This is a genomic window from Escherichia sp. 94.0001 (assembly GCF_013369155.2).
GTDB lineage: Bacteria > Pseudomonadota > Gammaproteobacteria > Enterobacterales > Enterobacteriaceae > Escherichia > Escherichia coli_F.
In genome coordinates, this window is the sequence record NZ_JABWMS020000036.1 from 1 (window position 1) to 22107 (window position 22107).

The window sequence follows — 22107 nt, forward strand, 5'->3', positions numbered from 1 at the left end:
CTGGCAGCCTGAGTTCACAGATAAAACACTCTCCAGGAAAACCGGGGCGGTTCAGGATGACTGGCGCGATTTTCTCAAGGTTACGTTGGATCATTACGTTCGCGAGAGCAACTTCACACAGCTGGATGATGAGCTGAAAAACTGGATTGGTAGCCGTTTTTCATCAAAATTCGTCCGTAACCCGGAATCAAAAGATCCTGAAGATAATCAGAATAGACGCTGGCCTCAAATTCGTAATGGCAACGTATCCCATCGTTTAGCGAAGTTACTGATGCTGGGGGCTGGATTCAAAACCGTCAATACGGCGACTATTGATATTATCAATACATGGCTGAAAGAAGCATGGGCCCAACTTACCGGACCGCTTGCAGTACTGAAACCCGATGGCAACCGTTTTTATTTACCGAAAGAGCATATGACTTTTTCTTTAATCACGGATGCCTGGATTTGCCCGGTAACCAATAAAATCCTGGATACGGCTTTTAAAGGCTTAACCCCTTATCTGCCTACCCATATTTCGTTCGAGCATCTTACCCAGCCGCAATATGACACTTTTGTCGCGCAGAAAGTCACCATGCCGGAAATCTGGAAGCTGGATCGTTCACAGGAAGACTACGCAGAGGGTCTGGCAAAAGCACGCGACTGGGTCAGCCATGATCCGCTGATCGCACAATTGCGGTCGGAAAACGTCTGGACAGACATTAACGATCGTGTCGTGGAAGGCGGCTTCTACTATCGTACTGCCGAGCACTCTGCCCAGCAGTCGTCAGAACGTCTGCAAAGCTATGAAAAGATGTTCAAGAATGGGCAACTAAATGTTCTCAACTGTTCCACCACCATGGAAATGGGGGTTGATATCGGGGGCATTACTGCGGTGGTAATGAACAACGTACCGCCACATCCGGCCAACTATTTACAGCGCGCCGGGCGAGCCGGGCGTAGTAAAGAATCACGCGCGATCTCTTACACCCTATGTAAAGGTAACCCACACGACCAGCAGGTTTTTGCCAACCCGCTCTGGCCATTTGAAACCATGATCCCGGCACCTATAGTCGCGATGAACTCCGCCCGACTGGTGCAACGTCACGTCAATGCATTATTACTGTCCGACTTTTTATGTAACGTTATTGGCGAAACCGATAAAGAAAAAACCAGCCTCGATAGCCTCTGGTTTTTCGGTGAAGATGACGGGCAGTCAAAATGCGAACGCTTTAAAATCTGGCTGGAACGTCCGGTTCTTGATATCGACACGGCGTTGGAACGGCTGGTGAAAGGTACGGCGTTGCATGGTGCAAGAGCCGAATATCTGCGGGATAAAACAATCAACGCGATCACCTTCCTGCAACAGCGGTGGCTCTCCGTTTATCGCGATCTCGTGACACAGGAGCGTGAGTCGCAGCCGCAAACGCCTTATCGTAAGCGCATAGAGCTGGAGAAGAAACGGCACTGTGGCGAGTATCTGCTGCGCGATCTGGCTGCCAGAACCTTCCTGCCGGGATACGGTTTCCCGACAGATGTAGTGACGTTTGATAACTTCACGATGGAAGATTATATCCGCGAAAAATCGCAGAAAAGTCGTGATAAAAAGGACCGTGAAGATAACGTTTCCCGTTATAAAGGATTACCTTCCCGTAACCTCGGTGTTGCCATTCGTGAATATGCACCGGGAGCAGAGATCATCCTTGATGGCCGTGTCTTCCGCTCTGCCGGTGTCTCACTGCACTGGCACAACATTAATGCTGATACCAATGAAGCCCAGCGTCTGGATTGCGCCTGGCGCTGTCACAAATGCGGGACCATTGGCTATGAAGAGGGGATGAGCAGTTCCGGGATGCTCTTTTGCTCCAATAGCGCCTGCGGCGAAAAAATAATCATGGATAATCGCCGTCAGGTGCTGCAGCCTGCCGGGTTTGTCACCGATGCACACGCTCCGGTAACGAACAATATTGAAACCATGAAATTCGTCCCGGTTGTCCCTGCGTGGGTCTTTGTTAAAGCAGAGCCCGTACCGTTGCCTAACCCGCTAATGGGTTATATGGCTTCTGGGGCTGATGGGCATGTTTTCCAGCAAAGTTTGGGGGAAGGTGGACACGGTTATGCATTGTGTCTGAGCTGTGGCCGTGCTGAGTCGATGCTGAATGAAAATGATGCGCCGAAAAGTATGGAAGCTCACTATCCACCGCGTCCGGGTAAAGCGGATCGCGACAGCCAGAATCATCGTCTGATTTGCCCCGGTTCGACGGCACTCATGAAGAATGTCACCCTGGGCGCACTGGCGCGTACCGATGTCTTTGAAATGGTTCTGCGCAAACCGCAAAACGGCGAGTATCTGCCAGATAACACAGAGGAGGGGCGGATTGTTGCCATGACTCTGGCGGTTGCTCTGCGTCAGGCGCTGGCGGGCGTTCTGGGTATCTCCGCCGCAGAACTCGGCTATTCTGTACGTCCGGTCAGACTGGAGGATGGGCAATCGGTATTAGCCGTACAGCTTTATGATGTGATCAGCGGTGGTGCAGGTTTTGCCTCCAGCGCACCGGTACACATTGAAGCTATATTGCAGGGAATGGTGAAACAGTTAGGCTGCCGCCATTGTGAGACTGCATGTAGTGAATGCCTGCTTGATTCCCAGACTCGCCACGATCACGATTTGCTGGATCGCAAAGCGGCGCTGGCCTGGCTTGGCGATGACTTCACGTATTACATCGGTTTACCGGATGAAGAGACATTCTCGCTGCCGGATGCCCGCTACTGTCCTGGCGCCATTGGCGATACGATTCGCCGGGCGATTAACGAAGGCGCTGAAAAGCTCACCCTGTGGATGACCGGTGCGCCCAATGAGTGGGATTTATACGCCCGTCAGTTCCGCGCGGCGGTTCAGAACTATCGGCTAAAAGACAACGTCGAGGTCGATCTTGTTATCCCTGCGGGAGTGGATGACCCGGATCTGTTGCATGAACTATCGCAATTTACTGCGCTGGGTGTGCGGTTGTGCCATGTTGAGCAGGAGCTGCAATTACCGATCGTTGCCCAGGTCACCTTTGCCGATCGCGTGATGACGCTGGCCTCTCGCAGCCAGCAGGCAACGATTCCGGGGCCTGAGTGGCATCTGAATGACGAACTGGTGGTGCGTAGCCTCGGCTATAAAACGGTAGAACTGAACGAGTTTATTCTGCCGGCTAAAGCCGCCAACGCTGTCGAGCGGGTCAAAGACATTCAGATCCACAAACAGTTGAATGGACCACTGTCGCAGTTTGGGCAACGCTTCTGGGACGTGCTGTTTAACGACCATGAAGAAGCGCAGTCACTGATGAATAACACGCGAATTACCGGCGTTCACTATACCGATCGCTATCTGCAAAACCCGGTTGCGCTGGCGTTGTTGGGATCAATTCTGAGACCGCTAAAAACAAAGCTGACCGATGGCGCTGAAGTGACGCTGGATACGCTATTTAAAGATAAAGATCGCCCCGGTAACCGGCCTTTCCATGACTGGATGAGCATAGCGGATTTTCAGGATTTCGCTGATCAGTGGTTTGCTGCTGCGCTGGGCAGGCCGGTAGAACTGACGGTGTTCGACTCGCCGCGCGATATCCCTCACCATCGTAAACTGACGGTGACTTTTGAGGATGGTCAGGTATTGAAGATCCGCTTCGATCAGGGGATGGGCTACTGGCGCATCAACTTTTCATCGCAATGGCATTACTTTGATTTCCGCGATGACGTTTCTTTCCAGTTAGTCAAAATGGATCAAGCTTGTCAGGAAGGGAATGTGGTCAACAGTGAAGAGAGCTGGGCAACGGATGTGCTGGTGGAGGTGATCGCCTCCTGATGATGAGCCGCTCCCGATGTGGTGTCGGGAGCGGTATTTTCTATAAAACTTACCGCTTATTTGAGATATTCACCGAAAATGTCGAGTAATTCTTGATGTATACACGGCCATTCCTGACCTAAATTGACGGTACACAAGCCAATATCGAAGCCATTAATTTTATAACGATGTTTCACTGCGGTATCTACGTGGGGGTATATTAATAAGCCCCCTATGTTTTCGCCATTTTCAGGCTTTAACGACCATAAGTAATTCATCAGTTGATAAAGATTTTGCGAATGAAATTTTTCTGAGCCCATTCGTCGTGAAAAAATGCTCTTATAGTATTTGGCGTCAACGATAAGTATTTTTTCTGATGAGCGAATGGTGATGTCAGTTTCCATTCGAGGTAACAAATTAAGTGACTGATCCGATATGCTCGATGCATCCCATTTTAAATAAGAGCGGGTTGTGTTTGCAGACGTTAATTCACGGCGGCAAAATTCATAAAGAAACTTTTGATAAAGTAATGACATCTCTTTTTCGTTTCTTTCAAAATCATAGAAACGGTAGTGTCCTTTGTTTTGACCTGGAATAGAATTATTGACGATGAACTTGCAGACACTTATAACGAATTTATAATAACGCGTATTTTTTCCGCCATTCAGATAGCTGAAATGCTGTGGAGTTAAATGAAGAGTGCTAATGCCCGGTAATTTTCTATAAAGTGAACGAGCTTCATCTCTGATGGCTGAATTTAACTTTTCATGCTTAATTAACATGGCTAATGTGCTTTTTATAATTCGGTTAGCCAGCGTGTCTTCATTAAGCATATCAAACGTACTGACGGTTTTCCCATGATTAAGATGGAAGCCGCGTATTGTTTTAGCAAACTCTATTCGCCCTTTGATGCCAGGAATGATCTCGGTATTAGGATTGTAATCAAGCTCAAGCCCTCGGCGTGAAAGCTGTAAAACCCCTTTATTTAATACATACCCCAGGATATCAAGAAGATTGTTACCGGGAATGGCTTCAAGGTCGGCCTGCTTAATTTCCTGTAAATAACCCCATGCATAGGTAAGCATGTAATAGATATTACGGACAGGTATCACGGGCTGTTCCACTATGAGTCACCTAATAATTTGTCGGCCCATATCTGTTGTTTATAGGGATCATCAAAGAAATATTCTTCGAGTAAAGGGGCGATATCCGTCATCACAATTTCCTTAAGCCATTGCGTATCCGGAGATGTGCCATCTTCCAACCCACAGCAGAAGTAACTATGCCCAATGCGGAATCCTTTCCCAAGGATAGTGGCCTCTTTGCTGATTTCCTGGTTCAACTCATTCATTTTTTGGCATAAAGACTCAACAAATGAAGGTTCTGCTTTTTTATTCAGTAAAAAATTCCGGAACTGTGGTGTATCAAAACCTGGCTCAATATCAATGAAAGAAAATCGTCTGCGTAGGGCATAGTCAACAACGGCCAGAGAGCGATCGGCAGTATTCATTAAACCGATGATATAAACATTCTCCGGGACATAGAATCGTTCTTCATCATTTTCGGAGTAGGTTAGGGGAACAGACCAGTTTTCACCTCGTTTATCATGTTCCATTAACATCATCACTTCGCCAAATACTTTACTGAGATTGGCACGATTGATTTCATCTATAATAAAAACATACTTTTTCTCTGGCTGCTCTTTAGCTTGCTGACAAAAATTGTAAAATATGCCGTCTTTACGTCGGAAGCCGACGCCATTCGGACGATAGCCCTGTATAAAATCCTCATAGCTATAAGATTGATGGAACTGAACCATATTGACGCGTTGCGGAGCCTTTTCTCCTGTCAGCAAGTAAGCCAGACGGCGTGCAACAAAGGTTTTTCCAACGCCGGGCGGCCCCTGGAGGATAATATTTTTTTTGATGGTTAATCGTTTGAGTATCGTCTCTATTGTGGTTTCAGGGATAAACAAATCATTTAACGCATCTTCCAGACAGTATGATTCAGTTTTTGACATAGGTGGTATAACACTCTTGCCAGAATTAAATATTAATTTATAGTCGTTGATTATGTTGTCCAGCATGGAGGCAAACCGGGTATAATCAAGACCCTGTGAGACTTTTTGGGAACAGGCGTAATAGGACTGTCCGTATTTTTTAGGATATACACCCGAAGTTGCCTGAAAATACTCTGCGATTGTTTTAGGTATGTCTGAAGAGAACTGCCATTGGGCATGTGGTTCATTCGTGTCGCTTATACCATAAGCCAAAACCAACTCATCAAAATCTTTATAATAGAGAATAACGGGATATATACCGTTAGAAGCTTCCTGACCTTCTCCAAGAAATGCAAACCAGGGAATAGACGTAAAATTACCATAACCGAAACTCAATTTTACTCGCAGGTTACGGTAAGACGTTGGATAATCTTTAGTGGATTGCGAACGTTGTTGCTGTGCTTGCTTAATAAATTTTTCAATCCAGGGTTGAATAGATTCCATAAGATATGCCTTCCTCATTGCTAAGCCTCTATTATCGCTTTCGCAACGTACTGAAACAATAGATTTTTACTGCAAAATCAGACTGGCAAATATTTACTGAGGGGGAAAGTTTCTATTGAGTCAGTGGAAGGCTCCCGGTGGATAACCGGGAGTAAACGCTGTTACGCGACTTTCTGTTTACCGGCAATCACCCCAATAAACTCCTGCACCTGCTTCTGTTTACGCGCCGACAGCTTGCACACCTGGCGTAGCGACTGCATCAGTTCGCTCTCTTCGGGGGCGGGTGGTTGGGCGGTGAGGACAATACAGCCTTCCATCACTTTGACATCTACCGCCGTGCCGGTGGCAAAACCGGCGGCTTCCAGCCACTGACCTTTCAGGGTGATGGCGGGAATACGGCTGTAATCCGGGTAGCGACTCGCATAACTCACGGTTAATTGACGGTTATTTGCCGGGGAGACTTCTGCTTCGAACGGTTGTGCAATAGAATGCGTGTCAGTCATAACTGCTATTCTCCGATAATAGTGATTGTGATGAGCGGTGCGGGTGTGTTGGCGCACATCCGCACCGCGCTAAATACCTGGATATATCATCAGTAAATACAGGGAAAGTCCAGCTAAAAATAGAATAAAATAGGCAATTTCTGGAGTGATTTAAATATATTTGTGTGAGTTATGATTGGCGTGAAATAATAAAAAGCGCACCGAAAAGGTGCGCCAGAAAATAATGATCAGGATTTTTTACGCGAGGCTTTTTTACCCCCGCTGGCTGCGCGTTCAGCTTTGATTTTCTCCAGCAACGCGGCGGCGCTGTTTTCTCCGCTGATTAAATCCGGGTTTTCGGCCCGCCACTGGGCGGTGAGTTCTCCACGGAACGCTTTTGCCAGGATGGATTGCGTCAGGTTGTTAACGCGGGCTAAGGCGTTGTTGACCTGTTTTTCTATGGTGTCGGCGTAGGCGAAGAGTTGTTCGACGCGGCGAACGATTTCGTGTTGTTCTTCCAGTGGTGGAACTTCTAGAACAAACTCTTTAACATCTCGCTGGAAAAGATGTGGGACTGCCGAACCTGTCATTCTTTCCTTAACTAGGTTTTGCATTTCAGGTCCAGATAAGAAATAGAACAAATATTCAGGAACGAAAAACTCCCCAGCTCTGATTAATAATAAGGAAGAGTTAATTGTTGCTGGCTCACTAAGATTTTTTACAATAGCAAGTTTACCTATACCGGCTCCGTCCTTACATAACAAAATATCATCGTTTCGTAACTTTATTTCAGGGCTTTCATTGTACCGATGTTCTGATATGTGGTAGGCTTGAGAAAGATTAACTTCTTTCCCATAGTTTAGAGCGTGAACTGAAAGAAATAATGGCCCCTTAGCTGTATATTCTGACGCCTTAAGTCCTTTCCAGCCAATTCTTGCAGAAATATAAACCAGACCATCTAATGGCTCTAATAACCAACCATCCGGAATATTTTTATCAGATATCTCTTGGTTAGTTATGGCCTCTCTGTATTTTTCCTTCCACTTATCATTTTTCGGCATTTTCCCTTTATTTTTATATTTTTCTTCTTGTTCTTTTACCCAAGTTTCAAAACGATATCTTTTGACAGAGGCCTTGAAAGAAGATATATCTTGTGAATTTTTGTTATTTATTCTCCAACTATTGGTCAATTTACCTCTTAATGCGCTTGCAAGCACCGCCTGACGAAAACGTTTCAGGATTTGTGGGATTTGCTCAAGACGTGCTTTGGTGCTGTCTACCTGCGCTAGCAGCGTATCGAGTTTTTCAGCGATGATTTTTTGCTCGGCGAGTGGAGCTAATCGTAACGGTGCTTTGAGGCCATCAGTTGTTCCCAGACGGGGCATATTTACGCCATAGCTAACATCATTCACATAACTTAAAAAGGTCGAACTCTTCAGCCAGTAAAATAGATACTTATTAAAACAAATTGGCTCTGCGTTAATAGGAATAATTTCAGTGGTGCATACGCCATCATCGTTTGCAATGATAATTTTATTGAGATAGGGACGAAGTTTACCGTAGAGAATATCTCCTTTCCGAAAACTATTTTTCGTACTTTTGAAAGGGCGTTCACTAGCAGTTACTTTATTAAGAAGCTTTGATGAATCTTTCTCAATATCTTCTAGTTCCAAAATCCATGTGTCGTCATTAACTTCAGATAAAACTTTTTTAGATGTTTTACCATAATCAACAACATTACCTAATTGAGTGTCAACCCACCCCTCCGGCAATTTCCCCGCACTCATTCCTTCACCCCACCAAACGCTTCTTCCAGCAACTGACGCTGCAAATCCGCTTCATCGCTCGCTCCCAGTTCACGCATCAGCGCATCCAGTTCACCCAGTGCCTGTACCAGTTCGCCCATCGCTTCTGCCGCTAATACATCCGGCTCCGGCAGGCTGTCGGCATCAATACTGTCTTTATCTTTCAGCCAGGAGATATCCAGCGAATCGGATTTCGCGGTGCGGATCCACTCACGGCTGAACTTGCGCCAGCGGCTGGTAGCAAGATGCTGGTCGGTGTTTTTGTTCTCTTCGCTGTCGGCAACTTCCGTCTCTTCGGCGTTAAAACTCCATTCACCTTCAGTGCGCGGGCTTAAACCGTGCGGGTCTTCGCCATACACGCGCTCAAACGGCTGCAAATGCTCGTCGGTAAACGGCGTGCGCTTGCCGAAGCTCGGCATATTGGTACGCAGGTCGTACACCCACACGTCGTCGGTACAGTTCTTATCCTGATTCGGATTCGCCACCGTCCCTTTGGTAAAGAACAGCACGTTGGTTTTCACGCCCTGCGCGTAAAAAATACCGGTCGGCAGACGCAGAATGGTGTGCAGATGACACTTATCCATCAGGTCACGACGGATGTCGGTGCCTTTGCCGCCTTCAAACAGTACGTTATCCGGCACCACGACCGCCGCACGACCGCCGGGATGCAGCGTTTCAATAATATGCTGCATAAAGCACAGCTGTTTGTTGCTGGTCGGGTGAACAAAGGTGCGGGTAATGTTGGTGCCTGCGGCGCTGCCAAACGTGGGGTTAGTGGCGACAATATGCGCCTTCGGCAGGTTTTCACCGTCGCTACCCAGAGTGTTGCCCAGACGGATTGCGCCGCCGTGGTCGAGGTTGCCTTCAATATCGTGCAGCAGGCAGTTCATCAGCGCCAGACGACGGGTGCCGGGCACCAGTTCGAGGCCGATAAACGCGCGGTGGATCTGGAAATCCTGCGTGTCACCATCAAGGTCGTCCAGATCGTTAGTCTGCGACTTAACGTAGCGGTCGGCTTCAATCAAAAAGCCCGCCGTACCCGCTGCCGGGTCCTGCACCACTTCACGCGGCTGCGGTTTCAGCAGATGAATAATGGTTTTAATCAGCGGACGCGGGGTGAAGTACTGGCCCGCACCAGACTTGGTTTCATTCGCGTTCTTCTGCAACAGCCCTTCGTACATATCGCCGAAGTCATCGCGCGACTTACCGTGTGCACCGTTGTACCAGTCCAGCGAATCCATATTGCTGACCAGTTCGGTCAATTGTTTTGGCTGGGTAATGGTGGTGTTGACGTTCTGGAACACCGCCTGCACCAGCTTTTGATTGTCGGCGCCCAGATGTACCAGCAGGTTACGGTAGAACTGCAACTGCTCCTGGCCGATGCGGGATTTCAGGTCATCCCAGCGGTAGCCTTCCGGCAGGTATTCCGCTTCCTGTCCGGTCTCTTTACACATTTTCAAAAACAGCAGTGAGGCGAGCTCATTGACGTAGTTTTGATAGGAAACGCCGCCATCGCGCAGGTTGTCGCACAGCTTCCACAGCTTCGCGACCAGATCGTTATTGTTCATTGTGAGTTCCGTAAATTAAGCAGCGGCCCAAATTTATCGGGCCGCAGAAGAAGAAATTGCCGGGAATGATACCGTGTCAGGCCAGCTCGTCCCAGATATAATCGCTGAATTTGCCCAGCAGGGTATCGAGATTATCGTCAAAGGTTCTTTGCAGCATCGCCTTCCCACCGCGACGGTGGAAGTTGCCGGTTTTGAAGACATCGTCGTCGAGCACCACTTTCTCTTTCAGCGCCTGTGCCAAACGATCGAGCCAGCTTAATTGCTCGCTGCTCCAGTCGTTTTCGCCCTTAATGCGCGTCAGCGCGTGATCGACACGTTCCTCAAACGGTTTCAGCGCATCGCCCACCGCAGCGCGGCGAATATGACCAATCAGCCGGGCGGCAATATCTTCATTGCGCGTCTCTTTCCATGCTTTGCGCAGGGAAGATTCCTCAAAGTGCTGGCGGTCAAACCACTCCTGGAGTTCGACCAGCCCTTTACGGGTGAGATCGCGCGGGCGATTGATCACCGCCTGCAATGCCGGTTGCGCATTCGGGGAGCGTTGCACCAGCAAGTCAAAGGCTTCGAGGAAATCCTGCGGCGTGTCGTAATCACCGTACAGCGATTTTACACTCACCACTTCATCGTCGATATCGAGGAAGATCGGCGCATCATTTAGGTTGTTGATGTCCGTTTTCAGCTTTTCCAGACGGGCGATAAAGCCAGGCAGTTTGTTAAAGACTTCGGCGCTCCAGTGCGGCCCTTTTTCCCGCAGGCGCGAGGCGAAGCCGTTAAAGTTCACGCCCGCCGCGTCCTGGCATAGCTCATCCAGACGACGCACCTGTTTATCTATCGTTTCGCTGCGATCACGGTTAAACGTGGCCAGACCGATGATACGCTGGAGCTTTGCCACCAGTTGTTCATGGCTGTGCTCGGCAAAGCTGCGGCCATCTGCTTCGGTGATTTTATAAGTTTCTGAATCGGTAATTTCATTGACCAGCGTTTGCAGTTCCACCTTCGGGCGCACCACCACCGGACGCATGGTGTCGACGCTCTCCAGCGTACTGTAGATATCGACACAGTCAAAAATCTTAAAGCTGGTTTTATTCACCTCCGGGCATAAGCGTGTGGCGCGGCCTTTCATCTGTTCGTACAGAATGCGGCTGCGTACTTTACGCAGGAACACGATATTACAGATCGACGGAATATCGACGCCGGTCGTCAGCAGGTCGACGGTTACCACGATATTGGGCAGCCGCTCTTTATTGAAGCGGGTGATCATGGTCTGCACTTTGCGCGCATCTTTATCGGCATCACCGGTGATCTTGATGATCGCGTCGTGCTCCAGTTGCGGATACTTTTTCTTGAACGCGGCACGCAGCTCTTCCACCACCATATCGGCATGGGCATTGGTGACGCAGAAGACCAGCGTTTTTTGAGATCCGGTCGGGTCAAGATAGTTGGTGAGTTCGTTACAGACGGCGCGGTTAAACGCCGGGATCACCAGGCCACGGTTAAAGTCGGCGACCTCAAAATCCTGATCGTCTTCCAGGGTGTCGTTGATCACTTCCCCCTGCGGGCTGATGCGCTCTACCTGCTCGCCTTTGGAGAGATAAACCCCCTCCTGCGCGTTGCGGGTGATGATCTGAATAGGCGGATCCTGGTCGATCAGAAAACCGTCGATAACCGCGGTACGGTAGGTATAACGGTAAACCGGCTCGCCGAAAATCTGCACCGTATGCAGCGCCGGAGTGGCGGTGAGAGCGATTTTTACCGCATCGAAGTGATCGAGAATGCGACGGTAGGCAGAGACGTAATCCAGCTGGCTGCGGAACTGCAGTTCGCCTTCGGTCTGCTCTTTATCGAGAATATAGCCGCGATGCGCTTCGTCAACGACGATACAGTCGTAACGGGCCACCGGCATCGGTTCATCTGATTGCAGGGTGCGTTTCACCAGCGACTGTACGGTGGCAACGTGAATTTTGGTACTGTCTTCCGGGAATTTATCCGTCAGACCTTTAATGTCGAAAATGCTGTTGAAGGTGTCGCCGTTAATACGCGTATCTTCAAACGCCCCCAGCGCCTGCTCGCCAAGAGAACGGCGATCCACAAGGAAGAGAATGCGTTTAAAACGTTGGGACTGGATCAGGCGGAACATCATGGCAATTGCGGTGCGGGTTTTACCGGTACCGGTCGCCATCGCCAGCAGGATCTCTTGTTGACCCTTGACGATAGCCTTTTCAACCGCGCGGACGGCATCTTCCTGATAATAACGCAGGCCCAGCTCGCTCATGCCAGGGTTATCGGCAAACCACTGATTCTGTTTTTGCGGTTCGCTGCCGAGCATTTCCAGCAGCTCTTCCGGGCGGTGCCACTCGGGTAAGGCTTTCGACATATTGCGGGTATCGCGCACGTCGCGATACCAGATGCCGCTTTTGGTCTTCATTGCTGCGCGGTATTCGCGCCCGTTGGTCGAGTAGAAGAAGGGGATTTTAAACCGTTGTTTGCCGCTGGTGTCCTGCCAGCTGATTTCATACTCCGGCACTGCTTCATGCACTTCATCCGGTGAGTAGTGCTCAAGCAAGGTTTCCCGCAGGAAGCCATTATCGAAGCATTTGCTGTAGCGATAAGACTCATTGAGCTTGCCGGGAACGTCGATATTGTTACGTTTCGCCTCTACCACCGCGATGGGTTTGAGGCCGACAAACAGCACATAATCCGCAAAGCCCTGATTACCCGTTTCATCTTTCCCGGTCGGCCATTCAGCAATGGCTTTATTGACGCCGGGTTCAGGGCGTGCGCCTTTGGAGAAGCGCAGGGTTTTGCTGTCGGCCTGCCAGCCTGCTTTACGCAGTTGCGCATCAATCAGGAAGCGGCTCTCTTCTTCGCTAAGGTTGAGCGTGCGCTTGATGGCCTGATCGGTAATTTCTTTGTGGTAAGCCTTACGTTCCTGTTCGGTCTGTTTTGCCAGTTCCGCGTTCTTCTCGGCGAGCTGTGCTTCCAGTGCCGCAAGGCGAGCCTGGGTTTGCGCTTCGGTTTCCTGCTGTTTGCCTTCCAGAATGGCGATATAGCCGTTCAGGGCAACCAGCTTCTGCTGTTGCGCTTCGACTTCTGCCTGAGTCTGCGCTTTTTCTCGCACCTGCTGTTCAAGCTGTTGTTTTAGCGTCAGCACTTCCTGGTGATAGAGGTTTTCACCACGTTCCGGCAACACAAACACCGGCACCGGGAAGTCATAATCTTTAGTGACCAGACGGTAGTACCAGACAGCCAGGCGGAACCCGAGTCGCAGGCACATCTGGGCATCGTTGAGATCGTTATGATATTCGTGCACCGCCTGGTTACCAATGCGGCGTAATTTGTGAAATACAGAGAGGATGTTGTCATCAACGAAGGCGATTTTGCCGAGTTCGCGCAGGAGATCGTGTTGATTCTCACAAGGGGGGATGTTGAGTAACAGACCAAGATGTTTCGCTGTGGCTTCGCCAAACATACGCATTTTAATCAGCGTCGTGTTGGGATCATCCGGGTAGTTATTTTCCGCCGCACAGGCGATGGCATAAGTGAAGTCGTTGACGCCCTTCAGGAATTCAAAATTGGATTTATTCATCATTGTTATTAATCCATTGCTGTGCGGGCCTGTCCAAATATTTAAGGCCCATAACCTCTTATCTTAGCTTTCTGTACCTTTCCGGGCAATGACCGGAGTCACAGCAACTGACTCATTTCTAACGTGTTCGTCTATTTTTGTAGTGCTATAGTAGCCGAAAAACATCTACCTGATTCTGCAAGGATGTACTATGACGGTTCCTACCTATGACAAATTTATTGAACCTGTTCTGCGTTATCTGGCAACAAAACCGGAAGGTGCAGCCGCGCGTGATGTTCATGAGGCTGCCGCGGATGCATTAGGACTGGATGACAGCCAGCGAGCGAAAGTCATTACCAGCGGACAACTTGTTTATAAAAATCGTGCAGGCTGGGCGCATGACCGTTTAAAACGTGCCGGGTTGTCGCAAAGTTTGTCGCGTGGCAAATGGTGCCTGACTCCTGCGGGTTTTGACTGGGTTGCGTCTCATCCCCAGCCAATGACGGAGCAGGAGACGAACCATCTGGCCTTCGCTTTTGTGAATGTCAAACTTAAGTCACGGCCGGATGCCGTCGATTTAGATCCGAAAGCCGACTCTCCCGATCATGAAGAACTTGCAAAGAGCAGCCCGGACGATCGGTTAGATCAGGCGCTAAAAGAGCTTCGTGATGCGGTGGCTGATGAGGTTCTGGAAAACTTATTGCAGGTTTCTCCTTCGCGCTTTGAAGTCATTGTTCTGGATGTTTTGCATCGCCTGGGGTATGGCGGCCACCGTGATGATTTGCAGCGTGTTGGCGGTACTGGAGATGGTGGCATCGATGGTGTGATATCGCTTGATAAACTTGGCCTGGAGAAAGTTTATGTTCAGGCAAAACGTTGGCAGAATACTGTAGGCAGGCCAGAATTACAGGCATTTTACGGCGCACTGGCTGGGCAAAAAGCGAAACGTGGGGTGTTTATTACCACTTCTGGATTTACTTCTCAGGCGCGTGACTTTGCCCAATCCGTCGAGGGTATGGTGTTGGTTGATGGGGAACGCCTGGTGCACTTAATGATCGAAAACGAAGTAGGGGTTTCTTCACGTTTGTTGAAGGTGCCGAAACTGGATATGGACTATTTTGAGTGAAATATCAGGCCGGATGCGGCTGCGCCTTATCCGGCCCATAAACCCTACTTCCTCAACCCCGCAAACGCAGCCCGAATCTCTTCCTCCGGCAGCTGAATCCCGATAAACACCATTGTGCTATGCGGTTTTTCATCGCCCCACGGGCGGTCCCAGTCGGCGCTGTAGAGGCGCTGGACGCCCTGGAACAGCAGGCGATTAGGTTCGCCGTCAATCCACAGCATTCCTTTGTAACGCAGCAGTTTATCCGCCGACTCCAGCAGCAGGTTTTCCATCACGCGGGAAACTTCGCTGATATCTACCGGGTAATCCAGTTCTACCACAATCGACGAAATATCGTTTTGTTTGTCCGCGATAAAGTGAAAACGTGGCTTGGTGCTGACGACGTTTTCTTCCAGCATAAAACCGTTGGTATTGAACAGCAGGCCCAGGTCGATGTCGCCGTGGGTGACGGTGTAGACCGGTGCACGGGCGTTGATGCGCGCCAGGCGTTCACGCAGTTTTTCTGCTTCGCCAGCGACGTCGGTTTTGGTCAGCAGAATGCGGTCGGCGTAGCCAACCTGTGACTGGGCGATGGTGAACTGGTTCATCTGCTCATCGGCATGTACCGCATCCACCAGCGCAATCACGCCGTCCAGCAGGTAACGCTGGCATAAAATCTTATGGGAGAAAAAGGTCTGAATAATCGGGCCGGGATCGGCCATGCCGGTGCATTCAATGACCAGACGGTCGAACTGAATATTGCCCTTGTCGAGATTATCCAGCAGGTCGAGTAGCGCGTCCTCCAGCTCGTTGGAGCGCGAACAACAGATGCAGCCGTTGGTCAGCGTTTTGATCTGCGTGGCGCGGTCGCCAATCAGTTGATCATCAACGGAGACTTCGCCGAATTCGTTTTCAATCACGGCAATTTTGTAGCCGTGCAGTTCATTAAGAATATGGCGCAGCAGGGTGGTTTTGCCTGCGCCTAAAAAACCGGTGAGTAGGGTAACTGCAATCGGGTTCATGCTCTCTCCATTAACAACAGCGCATACCGCCTTTACCATCGCCGCCGTAGCGTGCGTTCTGGCGTTCGCGGAAGAATTCTTCATAGCTCATGTACGGCTTGTCGGGATGGTTGGTCTTCATATGCTCGACGTAGTTGTCGTAGTCTGGAATGCCAATCAACATCTTCGCCGCCTGGCCGAGATATTTTTTTGCCTGTCCTAAGTTACCAAACATTTTGCCTTCCAGATATGCGTAAAGCCCGGAAGGTCCGGGCCGGGGATTTGCCGGATGCGGCGTAAACGCCTTATCCGGCCTACGATAGACACTTTGTAGGCCGGATACGCGCAGCGCATCCGGCAACCGGTTAGTGGTGCGAAGAGATCTTCACGCCGCCTTCCGGGATTGGAACGTACGGTGTTTCTTTGTCAGTACGTTTGTCGCTGTTACGCACCTTCAACCAGGTTTTGAAACCGTAGAAGATGATGCTGTACACCACAATCAGGAACAGAATACTCAGGCCCGCGTTGGTGTAGTTGTTCACAACGATGTGGTTCATGTTGGCAATCTGCTGTGCCGTCAGGTCAGTACCGTTAGCAATCTTCTCTTTGTACTGGCTTGCCATGTAGAAGAAGCCTTCCATCTGCGGGTTGGTGCTGAACAGTTTCAGGCCCAGCGCCCAGGTGGTGCAGATAAGCAGCCATACAGCCGGAACAACAGTTACCCAGATGTATTGGGTGCGCTTCATCTTAATCAGCACAACGGTGCCCAGTACCAGCGCTACGGCTGCCAGCATCTGGTTGGAGATACCGAACAGCGGCCACAGGCTCTTAACGCCGCCCAGCGGATCGACCACGCCCTGATACAGCAGGTAGCCCCACAGACCCACACAGCCCGCAGTACCGATGATACCGGCAACCAGAGAGTCGGTTTTTTTCAGGAACGGGATGAAGTTACCCAGCAGGTCTTGCAGCATAAAGCGACCAGAACGGGTACCCGCATCCAGCGCGGTCAGGATGAACAGGGCTTCGAACAGAATACCGAAGTGATACCAGAAGCCCATGTCAGCCATCGGCAGCACTTTGTGGAACACGTGAGCGATACCTACCGCCAGCGTCGGCGCACCACCTGCACGGTTCAGGACAGAAGGCTCACCAATGTCTTTCGCGGTTTGCAGGATCTGCTCTGGCGAAATCACGAAGCCCCAGGAGCTGACGGTCGCTGCCGCATGTGCGGTAACGTCTTTCAGCTGCGCCATGATGATCGGCGCGTTTTCGCCACCCATTTCATGCAGGTTAGGCATGGTGATGCCAAGGCCCGCAGGCGGAGTATTCATCGCGAAGTAAAGACCCGGTTCGATGATGGACGCAGCAACCAGCGCCATAATCGCCACGAAGGACTCCATCAGCATTGCGCCGTAGCCAATGAAACGCGCGTCGGTTTCGTTAGCCAGCAGTTTCGGCGTCGTACCGGAAGAGATCAGCGCGTGGAAGCCAGATACCGCACCACAGGCGATGGTGATGAACAGGAACGGGAACAGAGCGCCTTTCCACAGCGGGCCAGTACCGTCAATGTACTGCGTCATCGCAGGCATTTTCAGTTCCGGGTTCAGCACCACGATACCCAGCGCCAGGCCGACGATAACGCCGATTTTCAGGAAGGTTGCCAGATAGTCGCGCGGTGCGAGGATCAGCCATACCGGCAGCAGTGCGGAAACAAACGCATAGCCAATCAGTGCGAAGGTAATGGTAGTGTCTTTAAAGGTCAGTGCCGGACCCCAGTACGGATCGTGAGCAATTACGCCACCGAAGTAGATAGAGGCAACCAGCAGCACGATACCAATAACAGAGACTTCACCTACACGCCCCGGACGGATAAAGCGCATGTAGATACCCATGAACAGCGCAATCGGTACGGTTGAGCAAACGGTGAAGACACCCCACGGACTTTCGGCCAGGGCTTTAACCACAATCAGCGCCAGAACGGCGAGGATGATGATCATGATTAAGAAACAGCCAAACAGCGCGATAGTCCCCGGTACTGGCCCCATCTCTTCTTTGATCATCTCACCGAGAGATGCGCCGTTACGGCGAGAGGAGATAAACAGCACCATAAAGTCCTGTACCGCACCGGCCAGCACTACCCCCGCCAGCAGCCACAGAGTGCCAGGCAGGTAGCCCATCTGCGCGGCGAGAACCGGACCAACCAGCGGACCCGCACCGGCGATAGCGGCGAAGTGGTGACCAAACAACACGTAACGGTTGGTCGGAACATAGTTCAGACCGTCATTGTTAATAACCGCAGGCGTCGCGCGCGTGGGGTCGAGTTTCATCACCTTCTGGGCGATGTACAAACTGTAGTAGCGATAAGCCACCAGATACACCGACACAGAGGCGACCACGATCCACAGGGCGCTGACGTGCTCCCCCCGACGTAATGCAACTACCGCGAGGCAGAATGCACCGATGATTCCAAGAATCACCCAGGGTATGTGCTTGAATAGTTTTTTCGTATCCATAGTAAAACCTGGCATTTTACTCGTCGTCTTTTGGCTTACAGGTGCGGCAGCTGCGTTCGTTCACCCCTGTCACTTACTTTTGTAAGCTCCCGGGGATTCACTCACTTGCTGCCTTCCTGCAAACCAAAATCCATAGAGTAATTTGTTAATCATAGGCCGAAGCCGTTCTAGGTTTGCGTTGCGTTTGAGGAGGTAAATTGACCGCTATCCTGCAGTGATGTTGCCAGAGTTACGCGCGCGTAAAGTAAGGTAAATAACTGAGTGGTTATATTTGGGACGTAAGCGGTCAGGAATGGCGGTAAGCGGTTGGGCAAGAATTATTCGTCGGGTGGATATGTGATTGAGATCACAATAAAAATGCCCCTTCGATAATTAACCGAAGGGGTATTCTTAGAAGAGAGTGTCTAATTCCGCCAGTACGTTGTAGTCGTCATCAGCCAATAACAACGTTTTCCATTTGTCGAAGGTCAGGCACGGATGCGATGTGCCAAACACCAGAATATCCCCCACTTGCACGTCGCTATTAGCTGACAGTTGCAACATGCAGTGCTGATCCATAATACCTATACTGCGAATCGCCTGTGGATCAAATGCCAGTGATTTGCCGTTGCGGTAGTGGGCGACTGGTTGCGGCAGTCCGGCGTCGAAGGCGCAATCACGCTTACCAAAATTTACCACCGCACGATCAGCTTCCGGCACCGATTGCACCATGGCGACCAGTTCCAGCGCAGATGTGAGATCGCCTGCCAGATCGCAGGCCACAGGATCGCGGGCAAGCAACTGTTGTTGTGCCGCGTCGTAGATCCCGGTGTCGTGAGTGATGTAGCAGCCAGGGCGAATAACAATGCGGCAGTTATCAGGCTTTTCTGCCGCCAGCCAGATATTGCACACCACGTCATACCAGACCGTGCCTGCTCCGGTGAGAATAAACTCGCCATCAACCAGACTTGCCATATCACAGGCCAGTAGTGCGGCATCCCGCAGCAGAGCTTCTACCTGCGGTTGTGGATCGTCACCGTGTAAAACACCTTCATATAGCTCAAGCCCGCGCAGACGTAGCCCTGGTAATTGTGCCGCTTGCTTAGCCAGTGCCAGTGCGGCATCCGTTGAGCGGCAACCACAGCGCCCGCCGGGAACACCCAGCTCAATCATCACGTTTAGTGTCTGTTGCTGACTGGCAAAAAAGGCAGACAAAGCGCGGGCGTTCTCAATGCTGTCGATACAGCAGATAAAATCGACCGTCGGGTAATGTCGTTGCAACTGGGCAATCAACTGCATATTCGCCTTGCCGACCAGCTGGTTAACCATCAGCACTCGCTGAATACCGCTCGCCATTGCCGCACCAGCCTGCCATGCGCTACCGACACCTATTGCCCAGGCGCCTGCCGCCTGCTGCGCCTGAAAAATCCACGGCGTCATGGTGGTTTTACCGTGCGGTGCCAGTGAAACGCCGCGCGCGTCAGCGTAGCGTTGCATCCACGTAATGTTGTTCTCCAGGGCCTGCTTTTTAATGATCGCGGCAGGTAAACAGACATCTTCGGCAAGGAGATTTGCGGGCATTTGCATCAGGGCAGATTTATGGGGAACCAGAGGTTCAGAGTGGTATTTCATAACATTCACCTTTTAAGTTTTTCACCGTATCGGATATGAGTATCATTTGTAACCAAATGAAATATAAATATTTAGTTTATTTATCTTATGATTTATGAATAAAAGTATCAGAAAATCATCTGGGTTTTGCGTAGTTTTCCACTGTTTTTCATCCTTGTAAATGGTTAACTTGTCACCATTGCAGAAATGGAGTGACGAACATGCAGGTTGACTGGTTAATCAAAAATGTGACCGTTATCGACGGTAGCGGCGGCCCTGAATTTCGCGGTGACGTGGCAATAACAGGTGATCGGATTGTCGATATTGCCCCTGCGCTTAACGTTACGGCGCAGCAGGTCATTGACGGGGAAGGGCGGGTGCTGGCACCAGGGTTTATCGACGTTCATACCCATGACGATATCAACGTTATTCGCATCCCGGAATATCTGCCAAAGATCAGCCAGGGGATCACTACGGTGATTGTCGGTAACTGCGGGATCAGTGCGGCGTCGGCGAAAATGAAAGGTGAAGTTCCTGACCCGATGAATCTGTTGGGGGAAGCAGAGCACTTTATTTATCCTACCGTTGAAAGCTATGCCCAGGCAGTGGAAGCAGCCAGGCCGTCACTGAACGTTGGCACGCTGATTGGTCATACGGCGCTGCGTAATAACCATATGGACGACCTGTTTCGCCCGGCGACGGCGGATGAAATTGCCGCTATGCGTGCCGACTTACGTCTGGCGTTGAGTCAGGGGGCGCTGGGGTTAAGTTCCGGGCTGGCCTATGCAACGGCATTTCAGGCGACTACCGAAGAAGTCATGGCGCTGGCGGAAGAATTAGCCGGTGAGAAGGGCGTTTATACCACCCATCTGCGTTCTGAATTTGAACCGATTCTCGATGCCCTGGATGAGGCGTTTCGTATTGGGCGTCATGGCAAAGTGCCTGTCGTGGTTTCCCACCATAAATGCGCCGGGGCGAAAAACTGGGGGCGGACAAAAGAAACGTTGGCCTTTTTTGACCAAATGCGTCAACACCAGGAAATTGGCTGCGATGTCTACCCTTACTCAGCCAGCTCTTCAACGCTGGATCTCAAACAAGTCACCGACGAATTCGATATTGTGATCACCTGGTCACAAACACATCCGCAGCAGGCCGGGAAAACACTGGCACAAATCGCCATCGACTGGCAGATGAGTATGCTGGAGGCCGCGAAGCTGCTAATGCCTGCCGGGGCTATCTATTACAACATGGACGAGCGCGACGTCCGCCGAGTGTTGAGTTATCCGGTCAGTATGATTGGCTCTGACGGCCTGCCCAATGATCCCATGCCGCATCCACGTTTATGGGGCGCCTTCCCTCGCGTGCTGGGTCACTATTGCCGTGATGAAGGTTTATTCCCTCTGACCACGGCTATCCACAAAATGACCGGGCTTTCTGCCAGCCGTTTTCGCCTGCCCCAGCGTGGGCTGGTGAAAGTTGGCTATTTTGCGGACCTGGTGTTGTTCGATCCACAAACCATTCGTGATGTTGCCAGCTTTTCTGATCCCAAACGCCCGGCAGATGGCATTGAGGCGGTGATGGTGAACGGCGTTATGAGCTATGGTCGCGATAAACATATTACAGGCCGTGCGGGACGCTTCCTGCGCCGGCAGACCTCACATTAAGGAGTGAATATGAGCATTAAACGTTACGGTACGGAAGGTGGAACAGGCACTGGCGGGCAGCATTTGCCTTTTGCCAGGGCGGTTGAGGCGGGCGGCTGGCTGTACGTCTCCGGGCAAACACCCATGAAAAACGGTGAAGTGGTAGAAGGCGGAATCGTTGAACAGTCACGACTGGCGATCCAAAACTGTATCGACATCATGACTGAAGCCGGTTATAGCCTGGCGGATGTGGTTCACGTGAAAGTGATCCTGACCGACGCCCGCTATTTCCAGTCATTTAATAAAGTATTCAGAGAATTTTTTGGCGAGAATCCGCCTGCACGTATTTGTTGTGTGGCTGATCTGGTTGTCGATTGTAAAGTCGAAGTCGATGTGACCTGTTATAACGCGACCCGCTAATAAATTTAAGAATTAAAAAAACAGACCGCAATTGAGTGCTGAATACATTCAGCACTCCGGGAACTCTTACATTATTCTCTCTCTACTGGCAGGATGTGAAT

General features: G+C 50.6%; 14 protein-coding genes. 4 read left to right on the forward strand and 10 right to left on the reverse strand.

Features of this window, described 5'->3' with window-relative positions:
* A partial coding sequence (locus tag HEN33_RS15980; protein WP_183083444.1) for a DUF1998 domain-containing protein occupies window positions 1-3829 on the forward strand: 3829 nt, incomplete at its 5' end.
* Window positions 3830-3885: 56 nt separating this feature from the next.
* Here HEN33_RS15980 and mcrC read toward each other — a convergent pair.
* From mcrC to hsdR, 6 genes are all read right to left on the reverse strand, one after another.
* Window positions 3886-4932 carry a 5-methylcytosine-specific restriction endonuclease system specificity protein McrC gene (gene mcrC, locus HEN33_RS15985; protein ID WP_072004067.1) on the reverse strand — a complete coding sequence of 349 codons (1047 nt, stop codon included), beginning with the start codon at window positions 4930-4932 and terminating at the stop codon, window positions 3886-3888.
* Entirely contained in the window at window positions 4932-6311 is a 1380-nt protein-coding gene (gene mcrB, locus HEN33_RS15990) for a 5-methylcytosine-specific restriction endonuclease subunit McrB (RefSeq protein ID WP_015953743.1), read from the reverse strand. Before mcrB ends, mcrC begins: the two co-directional genes overlap by 1 nt.
* 161 nt (window positions 6312-6472) lie before the next feature.
* Window positions 6473-6814 (reverse strand): endoribonuclease SymE, encoded by a 342-nt coding sequence (gene symE / locus HEN33_RS15995; RefSeq protein WP_000132619.1) that lies wholly within the window; start codon window positions 6812-6814, stop codon window positions 6473-6475.
* Window positions 6815-7041: 227 nt separating this feature from the next.
* Window positions 7042-8580, reverse strand: a complete 1539-nt coding sequence (locus HEN33_RS16000) for a restriction endonuclease subunit S (protein WP_088144631.1) — start codon at window positions 8578-8580, stop codon at window positions 7042-7044.
* Window positions 8577-10166 (reverse strand): type I restriction-modification system methyltransferase, encoded by a 1590-nt coding sequence (gene hsdM, locus HEN33_RS16005; RefSeq protein WP_176262532.1) that lies wholly within the window; start codon window positions 10164-10166, stop codon window positions 8577-8579. The genes HEN33_RS16000 and hsdM overlap by 4 nt, the downstream gene beginning before the upstream one ends.
* 76 nt (window positions 10167-10242) lie before the next feature.
* Window positions 10243-13755: a type I restriction-modification system endonuclease gene (gene hsdR / locus HEN33_RS16010; protein WP_176262531.1), complete on the reverse strand. Its 3513-nt coding sequence runs from the start codon at window positions 13753-13755 to the stop codon at window positions 10243-10245.
* A 187-nt stretch (window positions 13756-13942) separates the two neighbouring features.
* On the opposite strand from hsdR, the gene mrr reads away from it, so the two are divergent.
* The gene (gene mrr, locus HEN33_RS16015) at window positions 13943-14857 is read left to right on the forward strand and encodes an adenine/cytosine-specific restriction endonuclease Mrr (RefSeq protein ID WP_000217931.1); all 915 of its coding nucleotides are present in this window, start codon (window positions 13943-13945) and stop codon (window positions 14855-14857) included.
* Window positions 14858-14901: 44 nt separating this feature from the next.
* Here mrr and yjiA read toward each other — a convergent pair whose 3' ends face one another.
* The 4 genes from yjiA to HEN33_RS16035 form a co-directional block, all read right to left on the reverse strand.
* Entirely contained in the window at window positions 14902-15858 is a 957-nt protein-coding gene (gene yjiA / locus HEN33_RS16020; protein ID WP_176262530.1) for a GTPase, read from the reverse strand.
* A gap of 10 nt (window positions 15859-15868) precedes the next feature.
* A complete protein-coding gene (locus HEN33_RS16025) occupies window positions 15869-16072 on the reverse strand; it encodes a YbdD/YjiX family protein (RefSeq protein WP_000467859.1) in 204 nt (67 codons plus the stop codon).
* 130 nt (window positions 16073-16202) lie between these two features.
* Window positions 16203-18353, reverse strand: coding sequence for a pyruvate/proton symporter BtsT (btsT, locus tag HEN33_RS16030; RefSeq protein WP_001309197.1), 2151 nt, complete (start codon window positions 18351-18353; stop codon window positions 16203-16205).
* A 390-nt stretch (window positions 18354-18743) separates the two neighbouring features.
* Window positions 18744-19964 carry an amino acid deaminase gene (locus HEN33_RS16035; RefSeq protein WP_176262529.1) on the reverse strand — a complete coding sequence of 407 codons (1221 nt, stop codon included), beginning with the start codon at window positions 19962-19964 and terminating at the stop codon, window positions 18744-18746.
* Between the two features lie 200 nt (window positions 19965-20164).
* On the opposite strand from HEN33_RS16035, the gene HEN33_RS16040 reads away from it, so the two are divergent.
* A complete protein-coding gene (locus tag HEN33_RS16040; RefSeq protein WP_001195671.1) occupies window positions 20165-21607 on the forward strand; it encodes an N-acyl-D-amino-acid deacylase family protein in 1443 nt (480 codons plus the stop codon).
* 9 nt (window positions 21608-21616) lie between these two features.
* Complete coding sequence (locus HEN33_RS16045; RefSeq protein WP_176262528.1) at window positions 21617-22006, forward strand: RidA family protein; 390 nt, start codon at window positions 21617-21619, stop codon at window positions 22004-22006.
* Window positions 22007-22107: the final 101 nt, after the last annotated feature.